At 75.4% G+C, this 16,664-nt stretch carries 13 protein-coding genes; 9 read left to right on the forward strand and 4 right to left on the reverse strand.

Translation table 11 applies throughout. The features are described 5' to 3' along the window. Positions 1–71 precede the first annotated feature (71 nt). Positions 72–473: a rhodanese-like domain-containing protein gene (locus AB0I11_RS13590; RefSeq protein WP_357318751.1), complete on the reverse strand. Its 402-nt coding sequence runs from the start codon at positions 471–473 to the stop codon at positions 72–74. A 6-nt stretch (positions 474–479) separates the two neighbouring features. Here AB0I11_RS13590 and AB0I11_RS13595 point away from each other — a divergent pair, with 6 nt between their 5' ends. The 4 genes from AB0I11_RS13595 (at position 480) to AB0I11_RS13610 (ending at position 4,715) form a co-directional block, all read left to right on the forward strand. Beyond that, positions 480–1,262, forward strand: a complete 783-nt coding sequence (locus AB0I11_RS13595; RefSeq protein WP_357318560.1) for a hypothetical protein — start codon at positions 480–482, stop codon at positions 1,260–1,262. Positions 1,263–1,292: 30 nt separating this feature from the next. Continuing rightward, a complete protein-coding gene (locus AB0I11_RS13600; RefSeq protein ID WP_357318563.1) occupies positions 1,293–2,657 on the forward strand; it encodes a dipeptidase in 1,365 nt (454 codons plus the stop codon). A gap of 128 nt (positions 2,658–2,785) precedes the next feature. Continuing rightward, the gene (locus tag AB0I11_RS13605) at positions 2,786–2,992 is read left to right on the forward strand and encodes a hypothetical protein (RefSeq protein ID WP_357318566.1); all 207 of its coding nucleotides are present in this window, start codon (positions 2,786–2,788) and stop codon (positions 2,990–2,992) included. A gap of 133 nt (positions 2,993–3,125) precedes the next feature. Beyond that, entirely contained in the window at positions 3,126–4,715 is a 1,590-nt protein-coding gene (locus AB0I11_RS13610) for an ATP-dependent DNA ligase (protein WP_357318569.1), read from the forward strand. Between the two features lie 80 nt (positions 4,716–4,795). On the opposite strand, the gene AB0I11_RS13615 is transcribed toward AB0I11_RS13610, so the two are convergent. Continuing rightward, positions 4,796–5,617: an SURF1 family protein gene (locus AB0I11_RS13615; protein ID WP_357318574.1), complete on the reverse strand. Its 822-nt coding sequence runs from the start codon at positions 5,615–5,617 to the stop codon at positions 4,796–4,798. A 134-nt stretch (positions 5,618–5,751) separates the two neighbouring features. Here AB0I11_RS13615 and AB0I11_RS13620 point away from each other — a divergent pair, with 134 nt between their 5' ends. Continuing rightward, complete coding sequence (locus tag AB0I11_RS13620) at positions 5,752–7,314, forward strand: cobyrinate a,c-diamide synthase (protein ID WP_357318577.1); 1,563 nt, start codon at positions 5,752–5,754, stop codon at positions 7,312–7,314. Next, positions 7,311–7,880, forward strand: coding sequence for a GNAT family protein (locus AB0I11_RS13625; protein WP_357318580.1), 570 nt, complete (start codon positions 7,311–7,313; stop codon positions 7,878–7,880). Before AB0I11_RS13620 ends, AB0I11_RS13625 begins: the two co-directional genes overlap by 4 nt. A 141-nt stretch (positions 7,881–8,021) precedes the next feature. On the opposite strand, the gene AB0I11_RS13630 is transcribed toward AB0I11_RS13625, so the two are convergent. Next, positions 8,022–10,154, reverse strand: a complete 2,133-nt coding sequence (locus AB0I11_RS13630; protein ID WP_357318584.1) for a transglycosylase domain-containing protein — start codon at positions 10,152–10,154, stop codon at positions 8,022–8,024. Positions 10,155–10,287: 133 nt separating this feature from the next. Between AB0I11_RS13630 and cobC the strand changes: the two genes are divergently transcribed. The 3 genes from cobC (at position 10,288) to cobA (ending at position 13,917) form a co-directional block, all read left to right on the forward strand. Next, complete coding sequence (cobC, locus tag AB0I11_RS13635; protein ID WP_357318587.1) at positions 10,288–11,415, forward strand: Rv2231c family pyridoxal phosphate-dependent protein CobC; 1,128 nt, start codon at positions 10,288–10,290, stop codon at positions 11,413–11,415. Continuing rightward, a complete protein-coding gene (cobT, locus tag AB0I11_RS13640) occupies positions 11,415–12,488 on the forward strand; it encodes a nicotinate-nucleotide--dimethylbenzimidazole phosphoribosyltransferase (RefSeq protein ID WP_357318754.1) in 1,074 nt (357 codons plus the stop codon). The genes cobC and cobT overlap by 1 nt, the downstream gene beginning before the upstream one ends. A 76-nt stretch (positions 12,489–12,564) precedes the next feature. Continuing rightward, the gene (gene cobA / locus AB0I11_RS13645; protein WP_357318590.1) at positions 12,565–13,917 is read left to right on the forward strand and encodes a uroporphyrinogen-III C-methyltransferase; all 1,353 of its coding nucleotides are present in this window, start codon (positions 12,565–12,567) and stop codon (positions 13,915–13,917) included. Positions 13,918–13,997: 80 nt separating this feature from the next. Here the strand turns inward: cobA and otsB are convergent, their stop codons facing one another. Then, the gene (gene otsB, locus AB0I11_RS13650; protein WP_357318757.1) at positions 13,998–16,562 is read right to left on the reverse strand and encodes a trehalose-phosphatase; all 2,565 of its coding nucleotides are present in this window, start codon (positions 16,560–16,562) and stop codon (positions 13,998–14,000) included. Positions 16,563–16,664: the final 102 nt, after the last annotated feature.

Below are 16,664 nucleotides of genomic sequence, written 5' to 3' on the forward strand. Positions count from 1 at the left end.
GTCATCACATCGGTAGTGCCCTGAGAGCACCTTGCCGGCCGGAATGCTCGGCGCGGCGCGCATGCCAGCCTTCAGTACCGCACGTCGGCCGGGCGGTCGGACATCGGCAGGCCGGCCTCCCGCCAGCCCTGCACGCCACCGATCATGTCGGTGGCCCGACGCAGCCCGAGCGTCTGCAGACTGGCGGCGGCGAGGCTGGAGCTGTATCCCTGCCGGCAGACCAGCACGATCTCCCGGTCGTAACCGGTGGCCTCGGGGATCCGCCAGTCGCTCGCCGGGTCCAGCCGCCACTCGAGCACCGTCCGGTCGATGACGATCGCGCCCGGCAGCTCGCCCTGCTCGCGGCGCTGCGTCTCGGTTCGCGTGTCGACCAGCAGCGCCCCGGTGCGGACCGCCTCGACGGTCTGGTGCGGGGTGAGCCGGCGGAGCCCGGCCCGGGCCTGTTCCAGCAGGGCGTCGACGCCCGGACACATCACGTCATGGAGCACCACCCGATGATGACGGCGGCGACGCGGCCGCGCCCGGCGAACGGGCTGCGCCGCCGCAGGATCCAGCGGACGGGGGACGCCCCGGGCGTACGCGGCCCGGCGGCTAGCCTCGGCCGGGTGACGGTCGCGGTGGTCGAGGCGTACGCCGGGTTGGCCCGGCGGGTGCTGGCCGGGCCGGCGCGGTTGGGGCGTACCCGCCTGGTGGCGGTCGACGGGCTGAGCGGCGCGGGCAAGAGCGTGTTCGCGACCCGCCTCGCGGACGCCGTCGCCGCCCTGCCCGGCGGTGAGCGGCCGCCGGTGGTCCGCACCGACGACCTGCTCGACGGCTGGCACGACCAGCTCACCTTCTGGCCCCGGCTGGAGGAGGGGGTGCTCGCGCCGGTACGCGCCGGCCGGCCCGGCGGCTACCGCCGGTACAGCTGGGTGCGCCGCACCTTCCTGGACCGGCCGGTGCCGGTCCCGGCCGGGCCGGTGCTGATCGTGGAGGGGGTGAGCGCCGCGCGGGCCCAGGTGCGGCCGGAGCTGACCCTGTCGGTCTTCGTCACCGCGCCGGCCGGGCTGCGGCTGGCCCGCGCCCTCGCCCGCGACGGCGCGGAGATCCTGCCCGAGCTGCGCCGCTGGCACGCGGGGGAGCGGGCGCACTTCGCGGCCGACGGCACCGAGCCGGCGGCGGACGTCGTGGTCGACGGCGCCCCCGACCTCCCGCACGACCCGGCCCGCTACTACGTTCGGCGGTGCGCGCCGGCGGCACCGGCCGGCGGGCTCGGGGGATGACCTCGGTAAGGCCGGCATACGATGCCGGTCATGACCACACCGATCATCTCCGAGTCCGAGGTGCGGGCCGCCGTCGAGCGTGAACTGCCCGGAGTCCGTGCCGACCTCGAACGCCTCGTCCGCATCCCGGGCATCGCCTTCGAGGGCTTCGACCACTCGCACGTCGAGCGTTCCGCCGAGGCGGTGGCCGAGCTGCTGCGCGGCTGCGGCCTCGACACGAAGATCGTGCGCTCCGGTGGCCAGCCGGCGGTGATCGGAACGAAGCCGGCCCCGCCCGGCGCGCCCACCGTGCTGATGTACGCCCACCACGACGTCCAGCCGGTCGGCGACCGCGCGCTGTGGGAGTCGGACCCGTTCGAGCCGGTCGAGCGGGACGGCCGCCTCTACGGGCGGGGCGCCGCCGACGACAAGGCGGGCATCATGGCGCACGTCGCCGCCCTGCGCGCGTTCGGTGACCGGCTCCCGGTCGGGGTGGTGCTCTTCATCGAGGGCGAGGAGGAGTACGGCTCGGACTCGCTGGAGCGGCTGCTCGCCGAGCACCGCGACGAGCTGGCCTCCGACGTGATCGTGATCGCCGACTCCGCCAACTGGGACGTCGGCGTGCCCGCGCTGACCACCTCGCTGCGCGGCATCGTCAACTGCTTCGTCGAGGTACGCACCCTCGACCACGCGGTGCACAGCGGGATGTTCGGCGGCGCCGTCCCGGATGCGCTGACCGCGCTGGTCAAGCTGCTCGGCACGCTGCACGACGAGGCCGGGAACGTGACCGTGGCGGGCCTGGTCGGCCGGGAGGGCGCCACCGTCGACTACCCGGAGGAGCGGTTCCGCGCCGAGGCCGGCCTGGCCGACGGCGTGCAGCTCTTCGGCACCGGCCGGATCACCGACCGGCTCTGGACGAAGCCGGCGCTGGCGATCCTCGGCGTGGACGCCCCGACGACCGGGGAGGCGCCGAACGCGCTGGTCCCGTCGGCCAAGGCGAAGCTGAGCGTACGGCTGGCGCCGGGCGACGACCCGAAGAAGGCGTACGCGGCGCTCACCGCGCACCTGGAGCGGCACGCCCCGTGGGGCGCGCGGGTCAGCGTGACCTTCGAGCACGATGGCGCACCGTGCGTCATCGACGCCACCGGTCCGATGTTCGACGCGGCGCGGGCGGCGTTCCGGGGCGCCTGGGACGGCACCGACCCGGTGGACATCGGCGTCGGCGGCTCGATCCCGTTCATCGCCACCTTCCAGGAGATGTTCCCGCAGGCGGCGATCCTGGTGACCGGGGTGGAGGACCCGCACGCCCGGGCCCACGGCCCGAACGAGAGCCTGCACCTGGGCGAGTTCGCGCGGGTCTGCCTGGCCGAGGCGCTGCTGCTGGCCAAGGTCGCCGAGGCGGGCGCGAACCGGTAGTCCGGAACGGCTGACCGGCGGGCCACGGGAGACCGCGAAATCGACCCTGAGGTGTCGGAACCGTAACTTCGCGGTCGATGTCGGAGTTTGCGGTGTGTCGGGCGACGGGGTGTTATAGCCTCTCGTACATGCGTACGAATGACGAGATGGCGCGGCTGCAGGCCGCCGTCAGCGCTCTGGGGGACGTCGATGTCTCCGCGTGGCCCGAGGACACGCTCAAGGCACAGCTCGGCGACCTGTCGGCCGCGCTGGTCGCGCTCGACGGGCTGCTCAGCCGGATCGCCGAGGAGGTGCGCGGCCGGGGCCTGCGGATCGAGGAGCCGGTCTCGGCCTGAGCCCGGCCGGGCCGACCCGGGGGCGTACCGGTCCGAGGGCGGCAACCCTGTCGGCGGTGGCTGCGGTCGGGCGGCGTTTCGGGACCCGTCGCCCGGCCGGGGAGAGCCCGCCGTGTCGGTGGTGGCTGGCAGGATGAGGGACGTGCGGTTCCTCGACCTGGCGGCGACCTCCGCCGCGGTGGGCGCCACCAGCGGCCGACGGGCCAAGGTGGAGCTGCTCGCCGCGGCGTTGCGCTCGCTCGACCCCGACGAGGTCCCGGCCGGTGCCGGCTACCTCGCCGGTGAGCTGCGCCAACGACAGACCGGGGTGGGCTGGGCCGGGTTGCGTGACCTGCCGCCGCCGGCCGCCGAGGCGACCCTGACCGTGGCCGGGGTGGACGCGGCCGTCGCGGAGATCGCCGCGGTCCAGGGTGCCGGCTCGCAGGCCCGCCGGCGCGAGCTGGTCGGCCGCCTCTTCGCCGCGGCCACCGCCGACGAGCAGCGGATGCTGGTCGGCCTGTTCAGCGGCGAGCTACGGCAGGGCGCCCAGGCCGGGCTGCTCGCCGACGCGGTGGCCCGGGCCGCCGAGGTGCCGCTGACCGCCGTACGCCGGGCCCTGCTGCTCGCCGGTGACCTGCGCGCGGTGGCGGTCGCGGCGCTCTCCGGCGGTGCCGCGGCGCTGGCCGGGTTCGGGCTCCAGGTGGGCCGCCCGCTGGCACCGATGCTGGCGCAGAGCGCGCCGACCGTGGACGAGGCGCTGACCGCCACCGGCACCCCGGCGGTGGTCGACGTCAAGCTCGACGGCATCCGCATCCAGGTGCACCGGTCCGGGCAGGACATCGCCGTGTTCACCCGCAGCCTCGACGAGATCACCACCCGGCTGCCCGAGGTGGTGGCCGCCGTGCGCGCGCTGCCCGCGCGGGAGCTGGTGCTCGACGGCGAGGCGATCGGGCTCGACGCCGAGGGGCGGCCGCTGCCGTTCCAGGAGACGTCCAGCCGGGCGGCCCGGCGCACCACGCCCAGCACCACCGGCCGCACCCCGGTGGCGCCCGCGGTGCTCGCCGCCGCCGAGCGCACCGGCGACACGGTGCTCACGCCGTACTTCTTCGACCTGCTGCACCTGGACGGTGCCGACCTGATCGACCTGCCCGGCCGGGAGCGGTGGGCGGCGCTGGCCGGCGCGGTCGACCCGACCCTGCTGGTCGGCCGACTGGAGGTGGACGGCCTGGAGCAGGCCGGCGCCGCCTTCGCCGCCGCGATCGACGCCGGCCAGGAGGGGGTGGTGGTCAAGGACCCGGCCGCCCCGTACGACGCCGGGCGGCGCGGCACCGCCTGGGTGAAGGTGAAGCCCCGGCACACCCTGGACCTCGTGGTGCTGGCGGTGGAGTGGGGCAGCGGCCGCCGGCAGGGCTGGCTGTCCAACCTGCACCTGGGCGCGCGGGATCCGCGTACCGGCGAGTTCGTCATGCTCGGCAAGACGTTCAAGGGGCTCACCGACGAGTTGCTGCGCTGGCAGACCGAGCGCTTCCTCGACCTGGCGGTCGAGAAGGGCGACTGGGTGGTCCGGGTCCGGCCGGAGCAGGTGGTCGAGATCGCCTTCGACGGGGTGCAGACGAGCAGCCGCTACCCGGGTGGGATGGCGCTGCGCTTCGCCCGGGTGGTGCGCTACCGGCACGACAAGACCGCCGCCGAGGCGGACACGATCGACGCGGTCCGGGCCATCCACGCCGGCCGGGTCGGCTGATCCCCGGGACCGGCCGGGACGGGTGGTCGGGTCGGCCGGGGCGGGTGGTCGAGGGGCCGGCCGGGACGGCTGCGGGGCCGTCAGGCGGGGGTGGCGGGGGCCGGTTCGGCGGCCCGGTCGACGGGCTGGCGCGGGCCGTCCAGGCCGGCCAGCCGGCGGGCCTCGCGGCGGGCCACCCAGCCGTAGCCGACCAGGCTCATGGCCGCGAAGATCCACCACTGGACCACGTAGCCGAAGTTCTGCCAGTTGTTGGTGTGCCCGATCGGGACCGCCTGGAAGGCCGGGTCGGCGGCCGGCGTCTGCTCGTCGAGCAGGAGGTAGCCGCCGGCCACCGGGTAGGGCAGCTGCTTCGCGATCCGCGCCACGCTGATCCGCCGGGTCTCCAGCTTGCCGTCGCGCCGGCCGACCGTGCCGCCGCTCTCGCTGGGCACCACCCGGCCGGTGAGCGTCACGTCGCCGGCCGGCGCGGCCGGCACCGACGGCTGGGCGGTGGCGCCGGCACCGGGGGCCGCTGGGATCCAGCCCCGGTCGACCAGCACCGCCGTGCCGTCGGCGAGGACCAGCGGGGTGAGCACCTCGAAGCCCACCTTGTTGTCGACGGTCCGGCCGCGGACCAGGACCACGTTGGCGGTGTCGTACCGGCCGGTGGCGGTCACCTTGCTCCAGGTGACCCGCTCGGCGGGGGCCGGGCCGGTGCTGCCGGGCCCACCGGTCGGGGCGGGCAGCGCGTCGCGCAGCAGGGCCGGGCTCATCGTGGCGCCCGCGTCGATCCGCTCGTTGACCGCCGTGCGGCCCCGGTAGCGGTCCAGCTGCCAGTTGCCGAGGAACACCATCACCGCGGCGGCGACCAGGGTCAGCGCGAGATAGCCAAGCCAGCGCGGGGTCAGCAGGAACCGGTACACGTTGGCCAAGGCTACCCGTATGAGCGGCGCCACTGAGCTGCGCCGGGCCGAATCGGGCCGGCCGGCGGCCGCCACGTGTCGGCTCGGGCGGGTATGGTCACGCGGGCGGAAACCACCCGGACCAGGAGTCGATGATGACCGTCGTGCCGCGCGTGGTGCTGAGTGCCCCCTCCTCGGGGCATGGCACCGGGGCCCTCTCGCTCGGCCTGCTCGCCGCCCTCGCCGACCGCGGGCTGGACGTGGCCGGCTTCAAGATCGGGCCGGATCAGGTGGACGCGGCCTACCTGGGGCTGGCGGCCGGGCGTCCGGGGCGGGTGCTGGACCCGCGGCTGGTCGGCCCCGAGCTGATCGCGCCGCTCTTCGCGCACGGCGCGAGCGGGGCGGGGTTCGCGCTGGTGCAGGGCACCATGGGGCTCTACGACTCGATCTCCGGTCACCCCGAGACCGAGTCCACCGCCGCCGTGGCCACCGCGCTGCGCAGCCCGGTGGTGCTGGTGGTGGACGTGGCCGCGATGGGCCAGTCGGTGGCCGCCCTGGTGCACGGCTTCCGGGCGTACGACGAGCAGCTCTGGCTGGGCGGCGTGATCCTCAACCGGGTGGCCTCGCCCCGGCACGAGGCGATGCTGCGCGAGGCGCTCGACGACGTCGGCGTGCCGGTCTACGGCGCGCTGCGCCGCCACGAGCTGCCCCCGGTGCTGCCCGCCCGGCGGCACGGCATGGTCCCGGTCGTGCAGCGGGACCCCGAGGCGGAACGCGCGGTGCGCCGGCTCGGCGAGGCGGTCACCGCCACCGTCGACCTGGACCGGCTGCTGGCGCTGGCCGGCTCGGCCCCGGAGCTGACCGTCACGCCGTGGTCGCCGCAGCCGACCGGAGCCGCGCCCGCAGGAGCGCCGCCCGCCGGCGCTACGTCCAACGGTGCCGCGTCCAACGGAGCCGCGCCGGGCGGAATGACGCCCGACGGAGCCGCGTCCAACGGAGCCGCGCCGGGCGGAATGACGCCCGACGGAGCCGCGCCGACCGCAGCCGCCGACACCGGAACCGTGCCCGGCGGGACGACGCCCGGCCGAGCAGTGCCGGCCGGGGAGCGGCCGGTGGTGGCGCTGGCCGGCGGCCCGGGCGGCAGCTACAGCCATCCGGAGACCGCCGAGCTGCTGCGCGCCGCGGGCGCCGAGGTGGTCATCGTCGACCCGCTGCGCGACGAGGCCCTGCCCGCCGGGACCCGCGCGCTGGTCGTCGGCGGCGGCCTCCCCGAGGCGTACGCGGAACGGCTCTCCGCCAACCGTCGGCTCTGCATCGCCGTGGCCGAGCTGGCGCGTACCGGCCGGCCGGTGATCGCCGAGGGCGCCGGCCTGCTCTGGCTGGCCCGGGAGCTGGACGGGTTGCCGATGTGCGGGGTGCTGGACGCGGTGGGCGCCAGCCGGGACGGTCTGGTGATCGGCTACCGGGCGGCGACCGCGCGCGCCGACAGCGTGGTGGCGCCGGCCGGGGCCACCGTGGTCGGGCACAAGCAGCACGCCGCGGTGCTCACCCCGCGGGCCGGCGAGCGGGCCGCGTGGAGTTGGGAGGGTGGCGCGCCGGAGGGCTTCGTCTGGCGGGGCGTGTACGCCTCGCAGCTCGTGCCGCACTGGGCCGCGTACCCGGAGATCGCGGCCCGGCTGGTCGCGGCGGCTCTGGTTCCGGCGGAGGCCACCGCGTGATCGGGCAGGTCGCCGTGCGCCGCTTTCCGGCGCTGACCGTCTCCACCCCGCGCACCGAGGTCCGCCCGCTGGCGGCGGGCGACGCCGACGCGGTCGACGCGGTCTTCGCCGACCGGCAGACCCAGCGGTGGCTGCCGCTGGCCGAGTCGTCCGGGCAGATCGACGGCCGGGCCTGGTGCACGGAGCTGGCCCGGCAGCGGCGCGACAGCGGGGAGGGCGACCACTACGGGGTGCTCCGCCGGGAGGACCAGCGGGTGGTCGGCTGCCTGTGGACCCGGCGCACCGACTGGGGTGCCCGGCTCACCGAGGTGTCGTACGCGATCGCCCCGGACGCCCGTGGCTACGGCCTGGCCGCTGAGGCGGTGGACGCGCTGGCCATCGCGTTGATCCTGGAGCACGGCTTCCAGCGGGTGGAGCTGCGGGTGGCGCCGGGGAACGTGGCCTCCCGGCGGGTGGCGGAGAAGGCCGGCTTCAGCTACGAGGGGTTGCTGCGCAACGCCGGCTTCGTCCGGGGCGCCCGGGTCGACCTGGAACTGTGGTCGTTCGTCTCGGCCGACCTGCGCTGACGGGCGACCTGCGCTCACGGGCGACCTGCGCTCACGGCCTCGGGAGTTGATCAAGAGGTCTGCCCGCGGGTATCGGGTGATCCCGCGCGCAAACCTCTTGATCCACTAACCCGGGCGCACCCCCGGGCGGTCCAGGGTGGGTCAGCCGACGATCTGGTCCGACGGCGGGGTGAACTGGCGGGTGGGTTGGCCCTTCAGGGCGTCCCGCAGGGTCATCGCGACCGCGTTCACCGGGATCTGGGACTGGCCGTCGCCGACGGCGTTGAACGGGTTGTCCGGGTCGGCGATGAAGCTCGCCGCGGCCAGTTCCGGGGTGAAGCCGACGAACCAGGCGGACCGGGTGCTGTCGGTGGTACCCGTCTTGCCGGCGACCGGCCGGCCGACCGTGCCCCGGACGCTGTCCGCGGTCGACCAGCCGCCGCAGCTGCCCTTGGCCGGGGTGTCGCCGGTCGGGCAGCGGGCCGCGTCGGTGGCCGCCCGGGCCGCGTCCGCGCTGACCACCTGCCGGCAGCGCGGCTTGGCGAGCTCGCGCTGCACCCCGCCCGGGGTGGTGTACGTGGCGGGCGTGCCGTCCCGGTTCATGATCGAGTTCACCGGGATCGCCTCGCAGTACCGCCCGTCGGCGGCCACCGCCGCGTACGCGTTGGCCATCTCCAGCGGGGTGGCGTCGGAGACGCCCAGGGTGAACGCGCCCCACTTCTTCGCCTTGCCCGGTGACGCCTGGTCCCGGTCCACGTCGGTGCGCCAGCGCAGGCCGAGCTGTTCGGCGAGGCGTACGGCCGCGTCCGCGCCGACCTTCTCCTCGAGCTGCACGAAGTACGTGTTGACCGACTTGCCGAAGCCGGACCACATGGTCTGCCGGCCGGTCATCGCGCCGCTGGCGTTGGACGGGGCCCAGCCGTCGTACACGGCGGACTGGTACCGGTACGGCGAGTTGAACGCGGTGGACAGCGGCATGCCGGCGTTGAGCGCGGCGAGCATCGGGAACATCTTGAACGTCGATCCCGCCTGGTAGCCCGGGAGGGTGCCGCCGCCGAGCAGTGGCGCGACCGTGTTCGGATAGTTGGCCTTGACCTTGGGGCCGGCCTCGGGGTTGGAGCTGGGCCCGTTCTGGCTGAGGTCCAGCGAGTAGGTGCGGTTCACCGCCATCGCCTTGATCCGTCCGGTGCCCGGTTCGGCGACCACCACGCCGTTGGCGAACGGGCTGCCGGTGTTGTCCTTGGCGCCCACGTTCTTCTCGGCCGCCGCCTGGATCTTCGGGTCGAGGGCCAGCACGATCCGGTAGCCGCCGCGGCGTAGCTTGTCCATCCGTTCCAGCCGGTTCTCGCCGAACGCCGGCTGGGCGCTCCACCAGTTCTTCAGGTAGTCGCAGTAGAAGCCCCAGGTGCGGTACTTGTCGTCGATCGAGGCGCAGTCGTTCGGCGGGTCGGTGAGCTTGAGCCGGATCGGTTCGGCCTTGGCCGCGGTGGCGGCGTTGGGCGACAGGTAGCCGAGGCGGGCCATGTTGTCGAGCACGTAGTTGCGCCGGGCGGTGGCGTCCTTCTGGTCCGAGGTGATCGGGTCGTACTCGGAGGGCGACTTGACCAGGCCGGCGAGGGTGGCCGCCTCGACCGGGCTGAGGGTGGCCGGGGTCTTGGAGAAGAAGATCTGCGAGGCCGCGTAGATGCCGTACGCCCGGTGGCCGAAGTAGGCCGAGTTGAGGTAGCGCTCGAGGATCTGCTCCTTGGTCAGGTGCTTCTCGATGTCCAGCGCCATCCGCATTTCCTTGACCTTGCGCAGGCTGGTCTGCTGGGTGGCCTCCTGGACCTCCTTCGGTGTCTTGGCGCTGTCCCGCAGGGCCATCCGGACGTACTGCATGGTGATGGTGGAGGCGCCCTGGGAGACGCCGCCGGAGCGGGCGTTGGAGACGAAGGCGCGGGCGACGCCCTTCGGGTCGACGCCGTGGTGCTGGTAGAAGCGGTTGTCCTCGGCGGCCACGATCGCCTGCTGGATGTTCGGCGACATGTCCTCGATCTTGGTGTACTGCCGGTACTCCTCGTAGAACATGGTCAGCACGGTCTTGCCGTCCGGCGCGTAGACGTAGGACGTCTCGGCGGGCAGCGCGGTCTTCAGGATGTCCGTCTTCTGCTGCACGGCGTGCGCGGTGGCCTTGGCGCCGAGGCCGGTGACGGCGGCGAGTGGGTACGCCGCGGCGGCGACCACGATGCCGGCGATCAGCCCGGCGCGGAGGAGAGGAATGGCACGACCGGCGGAGGCAAGGGGTCGGTTGCTCACAGGGTCAAGCTATGACATTTCCGATTCGGAAATGAGAAGAATTCATAAACGGGCGACCGGGTGGCGCGGTGGTGACGCGGCCCACGCCGGGACCTGCTGTCCCGGGCGTCGCCTTCCCGGCAGGATCGCGGACATGCGTGCTCAGCTGACCGGAACGACCGAAGCCGGGCCGGACGTCCGGCAACCCCAGCGCGGCGCGCCGCGACCGGCAGCCGTCGAGCCGGACCTCGGCCACCACGGGGACGCCGAGGTCACCCCGGGCCTGGTGGACCTGGCGGTCAACGTGCGCCGCGCCCCGATGCCCGACTGGCTGGCCGACCCGTTGGTCGCCGCGCTGGGCGGGCTGGCCGCGTACCCCGACCCGGTGCCGGCCCGCGCCGCCGTCGCCGCCCGGCACCGCCGTCCCCCGGAGGAGGTGCTGCTCACCGCCGGCGCGGCCGAGGGCTTCGTGCTGGTCGCCCGGGCGCTGCGCGACGCCCGCCGGCCGGTGGTGGTGCACCCGCAGTTCACCGAGCCGGAGGCCGCTCTGCGCGCCGCCGGGCACGCCGTCGAGCGGGTGCTGCTCGACCCGGCCGAGGACTTCCGCCTCGACCCGGCCCGGGTGCCCGCCGACGCCGACCTGGTGATCGTCTGCAACCCCACCAACCCGACCTCCGTGCTGCACCCGGCCGGCGCGCTCGCCGAACTGGCCCGCCCCGGCCGGACCCTGGTGGTCGACGAGGCGTTCGCCGACACCACCCTGGCGCCCGGCGTCGAGGGCGAGCCCGAGTCCCTCGCCGACCGCCGGGACCTGCCCGGTCTCCTGGTGGTGCGCAGCCTCACCAAGACCTGGGGGCTGGCCGGGCTGCGCGTCGGCTACCTGCTCGGCGAGCCGGCGCTGCTCGACCGGCTCGCCGCCGCCCAGCCGCTCTGGGCGGTCTCCACCCCGGCGCTCGCCGCCGCCACCGCCTGCGCCTCCCCGGCCGCGGTCGCGGCCGAGCGCGCCATCGCCGCCGGGCTCGCCGCCGACCGCGAGCACCTGGTGGCGCGCCTCTCCGCCCTGCCCGGCGTACGCGTCGCGGGCCGCCCGGCCAGCGCCTTCGTCCTGGTCCACCGGCCCGGCGCCAACCAGGTCCGGGAGCGGCTGCGCGAGCGTGGCTGGGCGGTCCGCCGGGGCGACACCTTCCCCGGGCTGGGCCCGGACTGGCTGCGGATCGCGGTGCGCGATCCGGCGACGACCGACGCGTTCATCGACGTGCTGGCCGAGATCCTGGAGGCATGATGCTGGAATCCACCGTCGCGGCGGTCCGACCGCTGGACGAGGCCGCCATGGCGGCGGCGCGGGAACTACAGGGACGGCTCACCAAGCCGGCCGGCTCGCTGGGCGCCCTGGAACCCCTGTCGGTCCGCCTCGCCGGGCTGGCCGGCACCTGCCCGCCGCCGCTGCCCGAGCCGGCCGCGGTGGCGATCTTCGCCGGTGACCACGGCGTGCACGCCCAGCGCGTCACCCCGTGGCCGCAGGAGGTCACCGCCCAGATGATCGGCAACTTCCTGGCCGGCGGCGCGGTGGTCAACGCGTTCGCCCGGCAGGCCGGCGCCTCGGTCACCGTGGTCGACGTCGGGGTGGCCACCCCGCTGCCGGTGGACCCGGCCGCCCCGGACGCCGCCGGTCCCCGGCTGGTGGCGGCGAACGTCAGGGCCGGCACCCGGGACATGACCGGCACCGCCGCGCTCACCCGGGACGAGGCCCGGGCCGCGGTGGAGACCGGCATCCGGGTCGCCGGGGACCTGGTCGACGCCGGGGCGGGCATCCTGCTCACCGGCGACATGGGCATCGGCAACACCACCCCGGCCGCCGCGCTGGTCGCCGCGTTCACCGGCGCCGACCCGGCCGAGGTCACCGGGCGTGGCACCGGGGTGGACGACGAGACGTACGCCCGGAAGGTCGGCGTGGTGCGGGCGGCGCTGGCACGGCACGCCCCCGACCCGAGCGACCCGCTGGGCGTGCTGGCCGCCGTCGGCGGGCTGGAGCACGCGGCGCTGGCCGGGCTGATCCTCGGTGCCGCCGCCCGCCGGGTGCCGGTGCTGCTGGACGGGGTGATCGCGGTCAGCGCCGCGCTCGCCGCCGCCGCCTTCGCCCCGGACGCGGTCGGCGCGATGATCGCCGGCCACCGGTCCGCCGAGCCGGGTGCCACCGTGGCGCTGCGGCATCTCGACCTGGAACCCCTGGTCGACCTCGGGCTGCGCCTCGGCGAGGGCACCGGCGCGCTGCTCGCGCTGCCGGTGGTGACCGGGGCGGTCCGGGTGCTGCACGAGGTGGCCACCTTCGACTCGGCCGGGGTGGCCGAGAAGTGAGCGGGGCAGCAGGCTGGTCGCGGGCAGCCCACGGTGTGGCCTCGCGACCGCACCCCGCCTCGCCCGAGGCGGCGGCGTGAGTGCGCCGGGCGGTGCCGGCAACCCGTACCCCCTCGGGCTGCGGCTGGCCGGCCGCCGGGTGGTCGTGGTGGGCGGGGGAGCGGTGGCCACCCGGCGGGTGCCGGCGCTGCTCGACGCCGGCGCGGACGTCCTGCTGGTCGCCCCCGAGCTGACCCCGGCGCTGCGGGCGCACGCCGACGCCGGCCGGCTGCACTGGGCGGCGCGCCGGTTCGTCCCCGAGGACCTGGACGGCGCCTGGCTGGTCCAGGTGGCCATCGACGACCGGATGGCCGCGGCGGCGGTCAGCGCCGCCGCCGCCGAACGCCGGGTCTTCTGCGTCCGCGCCGACGACCGGGCGGCGGCCTCCGCGTGGACCCCGGCGGTGACCCGGCACGGCCCGGTCACCGTGGCCGTGCTGGGCGGCGGCGACCCGCGCCGCGCGATGGCCGTCCGCGACGCGGTCCGCGAGCTACTGGCGGCCCGGAGCGGACTCCCCGCCGCGCCCGGTGGCTCTGCCGCGCCGGGTGGTCCGGCCACCCCTGGTGGTCCGGCCGCGCCGGGTGGTCCGGCCGCGCCGGGTGGTTCGGCCGCGCCGGCCGGGACGGCCGGAGGTCGGGTGGCGCTGGTCGGTGCCGGGCCCGGCGACGCCGAGCTGATCACCCTGAAGGGTTGGCGGCTGCTCACCGAGGCCGACGTGGTGGTCGCCGACCGGCTGGTCCCCGGGCTGCTCCTGGACGAGCTGCGCCCGGACGTCGAGCTGGTCGACGCCTCCAAGATCCCGTACGGGCCGTCCCGCAGCCAGGAGGAGATCAACCGGATCCTGGTCGACCGGGCCCTGGCCGGGAAGGCCGTGGTACGGCTCAAGGGCGGCGACCCGTACGTCTTCGGTCGGGGCGGCGAGGAGCTGCTGGCCTGCGCCGCGGCGGGCGTGCCGGTGACCGTGGTGCCCGGGGTGACCAGCGCGGTCGCGGTGCCCGCGGTGGCCGGTGTGCCGGTCACCCACCGGGCGGTGGCGCACGAGTTCACCGTGGTCTCCGGACACGTCGCGCCCGACTCGCCGGCCTCGCTGGTCCGCTGGGAGGCGCTGGCCGGCCTGCGCGGCACCCTGGTGATCCTGATGGGCCTGAAGAACCTCGCCGCGATCAGCGCCACCCTCGTGGCGCACGGCAGGCCGGCGCAGACCCCGGCCGCGGTGATCCAGGAGGGCACCACCAGCGGCCAGCGGACCCTGCGCTCCACGCTGGGCGCGGTGGCCGCCGACGTGGCCGCCGCCGCCCTCCGCCCACCGGCCATCGTGGTCATCGGCGACGTCGTCCACGCCCTCACCCCGTCGGCCGGCGCCGCCCCGGCGGAGGACGCCGAGGGCTGATCATGAAGTTGTGGTCACGCCGCGGCGGTGCGGGTGACCACAACTTCATGATCAACGGCGCGGGCGGCCGCCCCTGAGGGTCACTGCTTGAGCATGTTGTCGAGCATCAGGGCGCAGCGGATCAGGCCCAGGTGGCTGTAGGCCTGGGGGTGGTTGCCCAGGCCGCGTTCGGCGAGCGGGTCGTACTGCTCGGGGAGCAGTCCGGTGGGGCCCGCCGTGTCGATCATCTGGGTGAACAGCTCCTCGGCGTCACTGCGCCGGCCGGTGCGCAGGTAGGCCTCGATCAGCCACGCCGTGCAGATGTGGAAGCCGCCCTCCCGGCCGGGCAGGCCGTCGTCCCAGTGGTAGCGGTAGACGACCGGGCCGCTGCGCAGCTCCGCCTCGATCTTCAGCACCGTGGAGAGGAAGCGCGGGTCGTCGCCGGCGAGCAGGCCGGAGATGCCGATCCAGAGCGACGAGGCGTCCATCTCCTCGTACCCGTAGGCGACGCTGTAGGCCTCCGCCTCCGGGTGCCAGCCGTGCTCCAGCACGTTGTCGGCGATCCGGTCGCGCAGCTCCACCCAGTCCGGCCGGTCCTCGCCACCGTGCTGGCGTACCACGTGCAGCGCCCGGTCCACGGTCATCCAGAGCATGACCTTGGAGAAGACGTGGTGCCGGGGCGGCAGCCGGGCCTCCCAGATGCCGTGGTCGGGCTCGTGCCAGCGGCGGCGGACCGCCTCGACCATGTTCTCCAGCACCCGCCACTCGTCCTCCCGGACCGAGCCCCGGGCGTCGGCCACCGCGGCGATCAGGTCGGCGACCGGGCCGAACACGTCGAGCTGGAGCTGGTGGTTGGCCAGGTTGCCGACCCGGACCGGCCGGGAGCCGGCGTACCCGGGCAGGGTGTCGATGACCGCCTCGGCGCCGAGCTCGTAGCCGTCGACGGTGTAGAGCGGGTGCAGCCGCTCCGGGTGCCCGCCGGTGCGGTCGATGACGCCGTCGATCCAGCGGAGCAGGCCCTCCGCCTCCTCGGTGGAGCCGAGGTCGACCAGCGCCCGGGCGGTCATCGCGGCGTCCCGCAGCCAGCAGTAGCGGTAGTCCCAGTTGCGGACCCCGCCCAGTTCCTCGGGGAGCGAGGTGGTCGCGGCGGCGAGGATCGAGCCGGTCGGCTCGTGGCAGAGCCCGCGCAGGGTGAGCGCGCTGCGGGCCACCAGGTCCCGGGCGGTGGTCGGCAGCCGCAGCGTGCCGACCCAGTCCTTCCAGGGCTGCTCGGCGGCGGCCTGCCGCTCGTGGATCGGCACCCGGTGGTGCTCCAGGCTGTGCGTGCCGAAGCGCAGCTCCAGCACGACCTGGCCGCCGGCCGCGGCGAGATCCACCACGGCCTTGGCGGACTCGTACCCGCCGTCGTTGGTGACCTCCCACTCGACGCCGGGGGAGTAGAGGGCGGCCGGTTCGTTGGAGCCGAGCACCAGCAGCCCGTCGTCGAGCGGCTGGAGCTGCACGGCCACCTGGCCGAACTCCGGCCGCGGGGCGAACTCGACCCGGACCCGGCCGGTGCCGCTGAGCACCCGGACCAGCGTCGAGTCGCCGGTGACGACGGCCGGGCCGTCCGGGGTGGTCTCCCGCGCGGGCAGGTCCAGCCAGTCCGTCACGGTCAGCCCGGACCAGCGGGTCTCCACCGTCATGGTGTTGCTGCGGTAGCGCTGGCCGAGCGGGATGCCGGCGCGCTCGGGGCCCACGGTGAAGTGTCCGGCCGGGCTGCCGCCGACCAGGTCGGCGAAGATCGCCGCGGAGTCGGGCTTCGGGTGGCACAGCCAGGTGACCTTGGCGGCCGGGGTGACCAGCGCGACGGTCCGCCCGTTGGCCAGCATCGAGTGCCGCTCGATCGGCACCGCCCGCTCGCCGAAGAGCCAGTGCCGCCGGGTCTCCAGCAGCAGGCCGAGCGCCCGGGCCGCCTCGATCGGCTCGGCCACCCGGTAGTCGGCCCGGGTCTCGCCCGGGCCGATCTTGATGCCGACGTCCGGCCCGTGCAGGTTGCCGAAGGCGTTCTCGTCGGTGACGTCGTCGCCGATGAAGAGCACCGCGCTCGCCGCGAGCTGGGTGCGGAGCTGGTCGACGGCGGTGCCCTTGTGGGTGGCCACCACCGACAGCTCGATGACCTCCTTGCCCTGGGTGACGGTGACGTCCTCCCAGGTGGCCGGGCCGTTGCGGACGGCCTCGACGGCCGCCGCGGCGACCTGCGGGTCGACCCCCCGGGTGTGTACGGCCACGCTGGCCGGCTTGCGTTCCAGCCGGATGCCCGGGTGCGCGGCGGCGATCTCGCGCAGCTCGGCGCGGAGCCGGGCGCGGACCGCGATCAGCTCGGGGGTGAGCCGCTCCACGAAGCCGATGTCGAACTCGGAGCCGTGGCTGCCGACCAGGTGGACCTCGCTGGGCAGCCGGGAGAGCGTGGCCAGGTCGCGCAGCGCGCGGCCGGAGACCACCGCGACGCTGGTCTGCGGCAGCGACGCGAGGGCACGGACCGCGGCCACCGACTCGGGCAGCGGTACGGCCTTGCTCGGGTCCTCGACGATCGGCGCGAGGGTGCCGTCGTAGTCGCAGGCGACCAGGAGCTGCGGGACGCGCGCGATCCGGCCGATGGCGGCGCGCAGCTCGGGGTCCAGCATCCCGACGTGCCCGGTGGTGGGGGCAGGGGAGTTCACGGCATCACCTTTGTTCGCGACTGCGGGGCTCGCAGGATCGGCTCACTCCTCGCGCTCACGGCATCA

Source organism: Micromonospora sp. NPDC050495, assembly GCF_040655175.1.
In the GTDB taxonomy this organism is placed as follows: Bacteria; Actinomycetota; Actinomycetes; order Mycobacteriales; family Micromonosporaceae; genus Micromonospora.

What these genes read in the sequence shown, in the direction of transcription:
- AB0I11_RS13590 (WP_357318751.1), bottom strand. Translation starts at nt 473, where the DNA reads ATGTGTCCGGGCGTCGACGCCCTGCTGGAACAGGCCCGGGCCGGGCTC.
- AB0I11_RS13595 (WP_357318560.1), top strand. Translation starts at nt 480, where the DNA reads ATGGAGCACCACCCGATGATGACGGCGGCGACGCGGCCGCGCCCGGCG.
- AB0I11_RS13600 (WP_357318563.1), top strand. Translation starts at nt 1,293, where the DNA reads ATGACCACACCGATCATCTCCGAGTCCGAGGTGCGGGCCGCCGTCGAG.
- AB0I11_RS13605 (WP_357318566.1), top strand. Translation starts at nt 2,786, where the DNA reads ATGCGTACGAATGACGAGATGGCGCGGCTGCAGGCCGCCGTCAGCGCT.
- AB0I11_RS13610 (WP_357318569.1), top strand. Translation starts at nt 3,126, where the DNA reads ATGAGGGACGTGCGGTTCCTCGACCTGGCGGCGACCTCCGCCGCGGTG.
- AB0I11_RS13620 (WP_357318577.1), top strand. Translation starts at nt 5,752, where the DNA reads ATGACCGTCGTGCCGCGCGTGGTGCTGAGTGCCCCCTCCTCGGGGCAT.
- cobC (WP_357318587.1), top strand. Translation starts at nt 10,288, where the DNA reads ATGCGTGCTCAGCTGACCGGAACGACCGAAGCCGGGCCGGACGTCCGG.
- cobT (WP_357318754.1), top strand. Translation starts at nt 11,415, where the DNA reads ATGCTGGAATCCACCGTCGCGGCGGTCCGACCGCTGGACGAGGCCGCC.
- otsB (WP_357318757.1), bottom strand. Translation starts at nt 16,562, where the DNA reads ATGCTGGACCCCGAGCTGCGCGCCGCCATCGGCCGGATCGCGCGCGTC.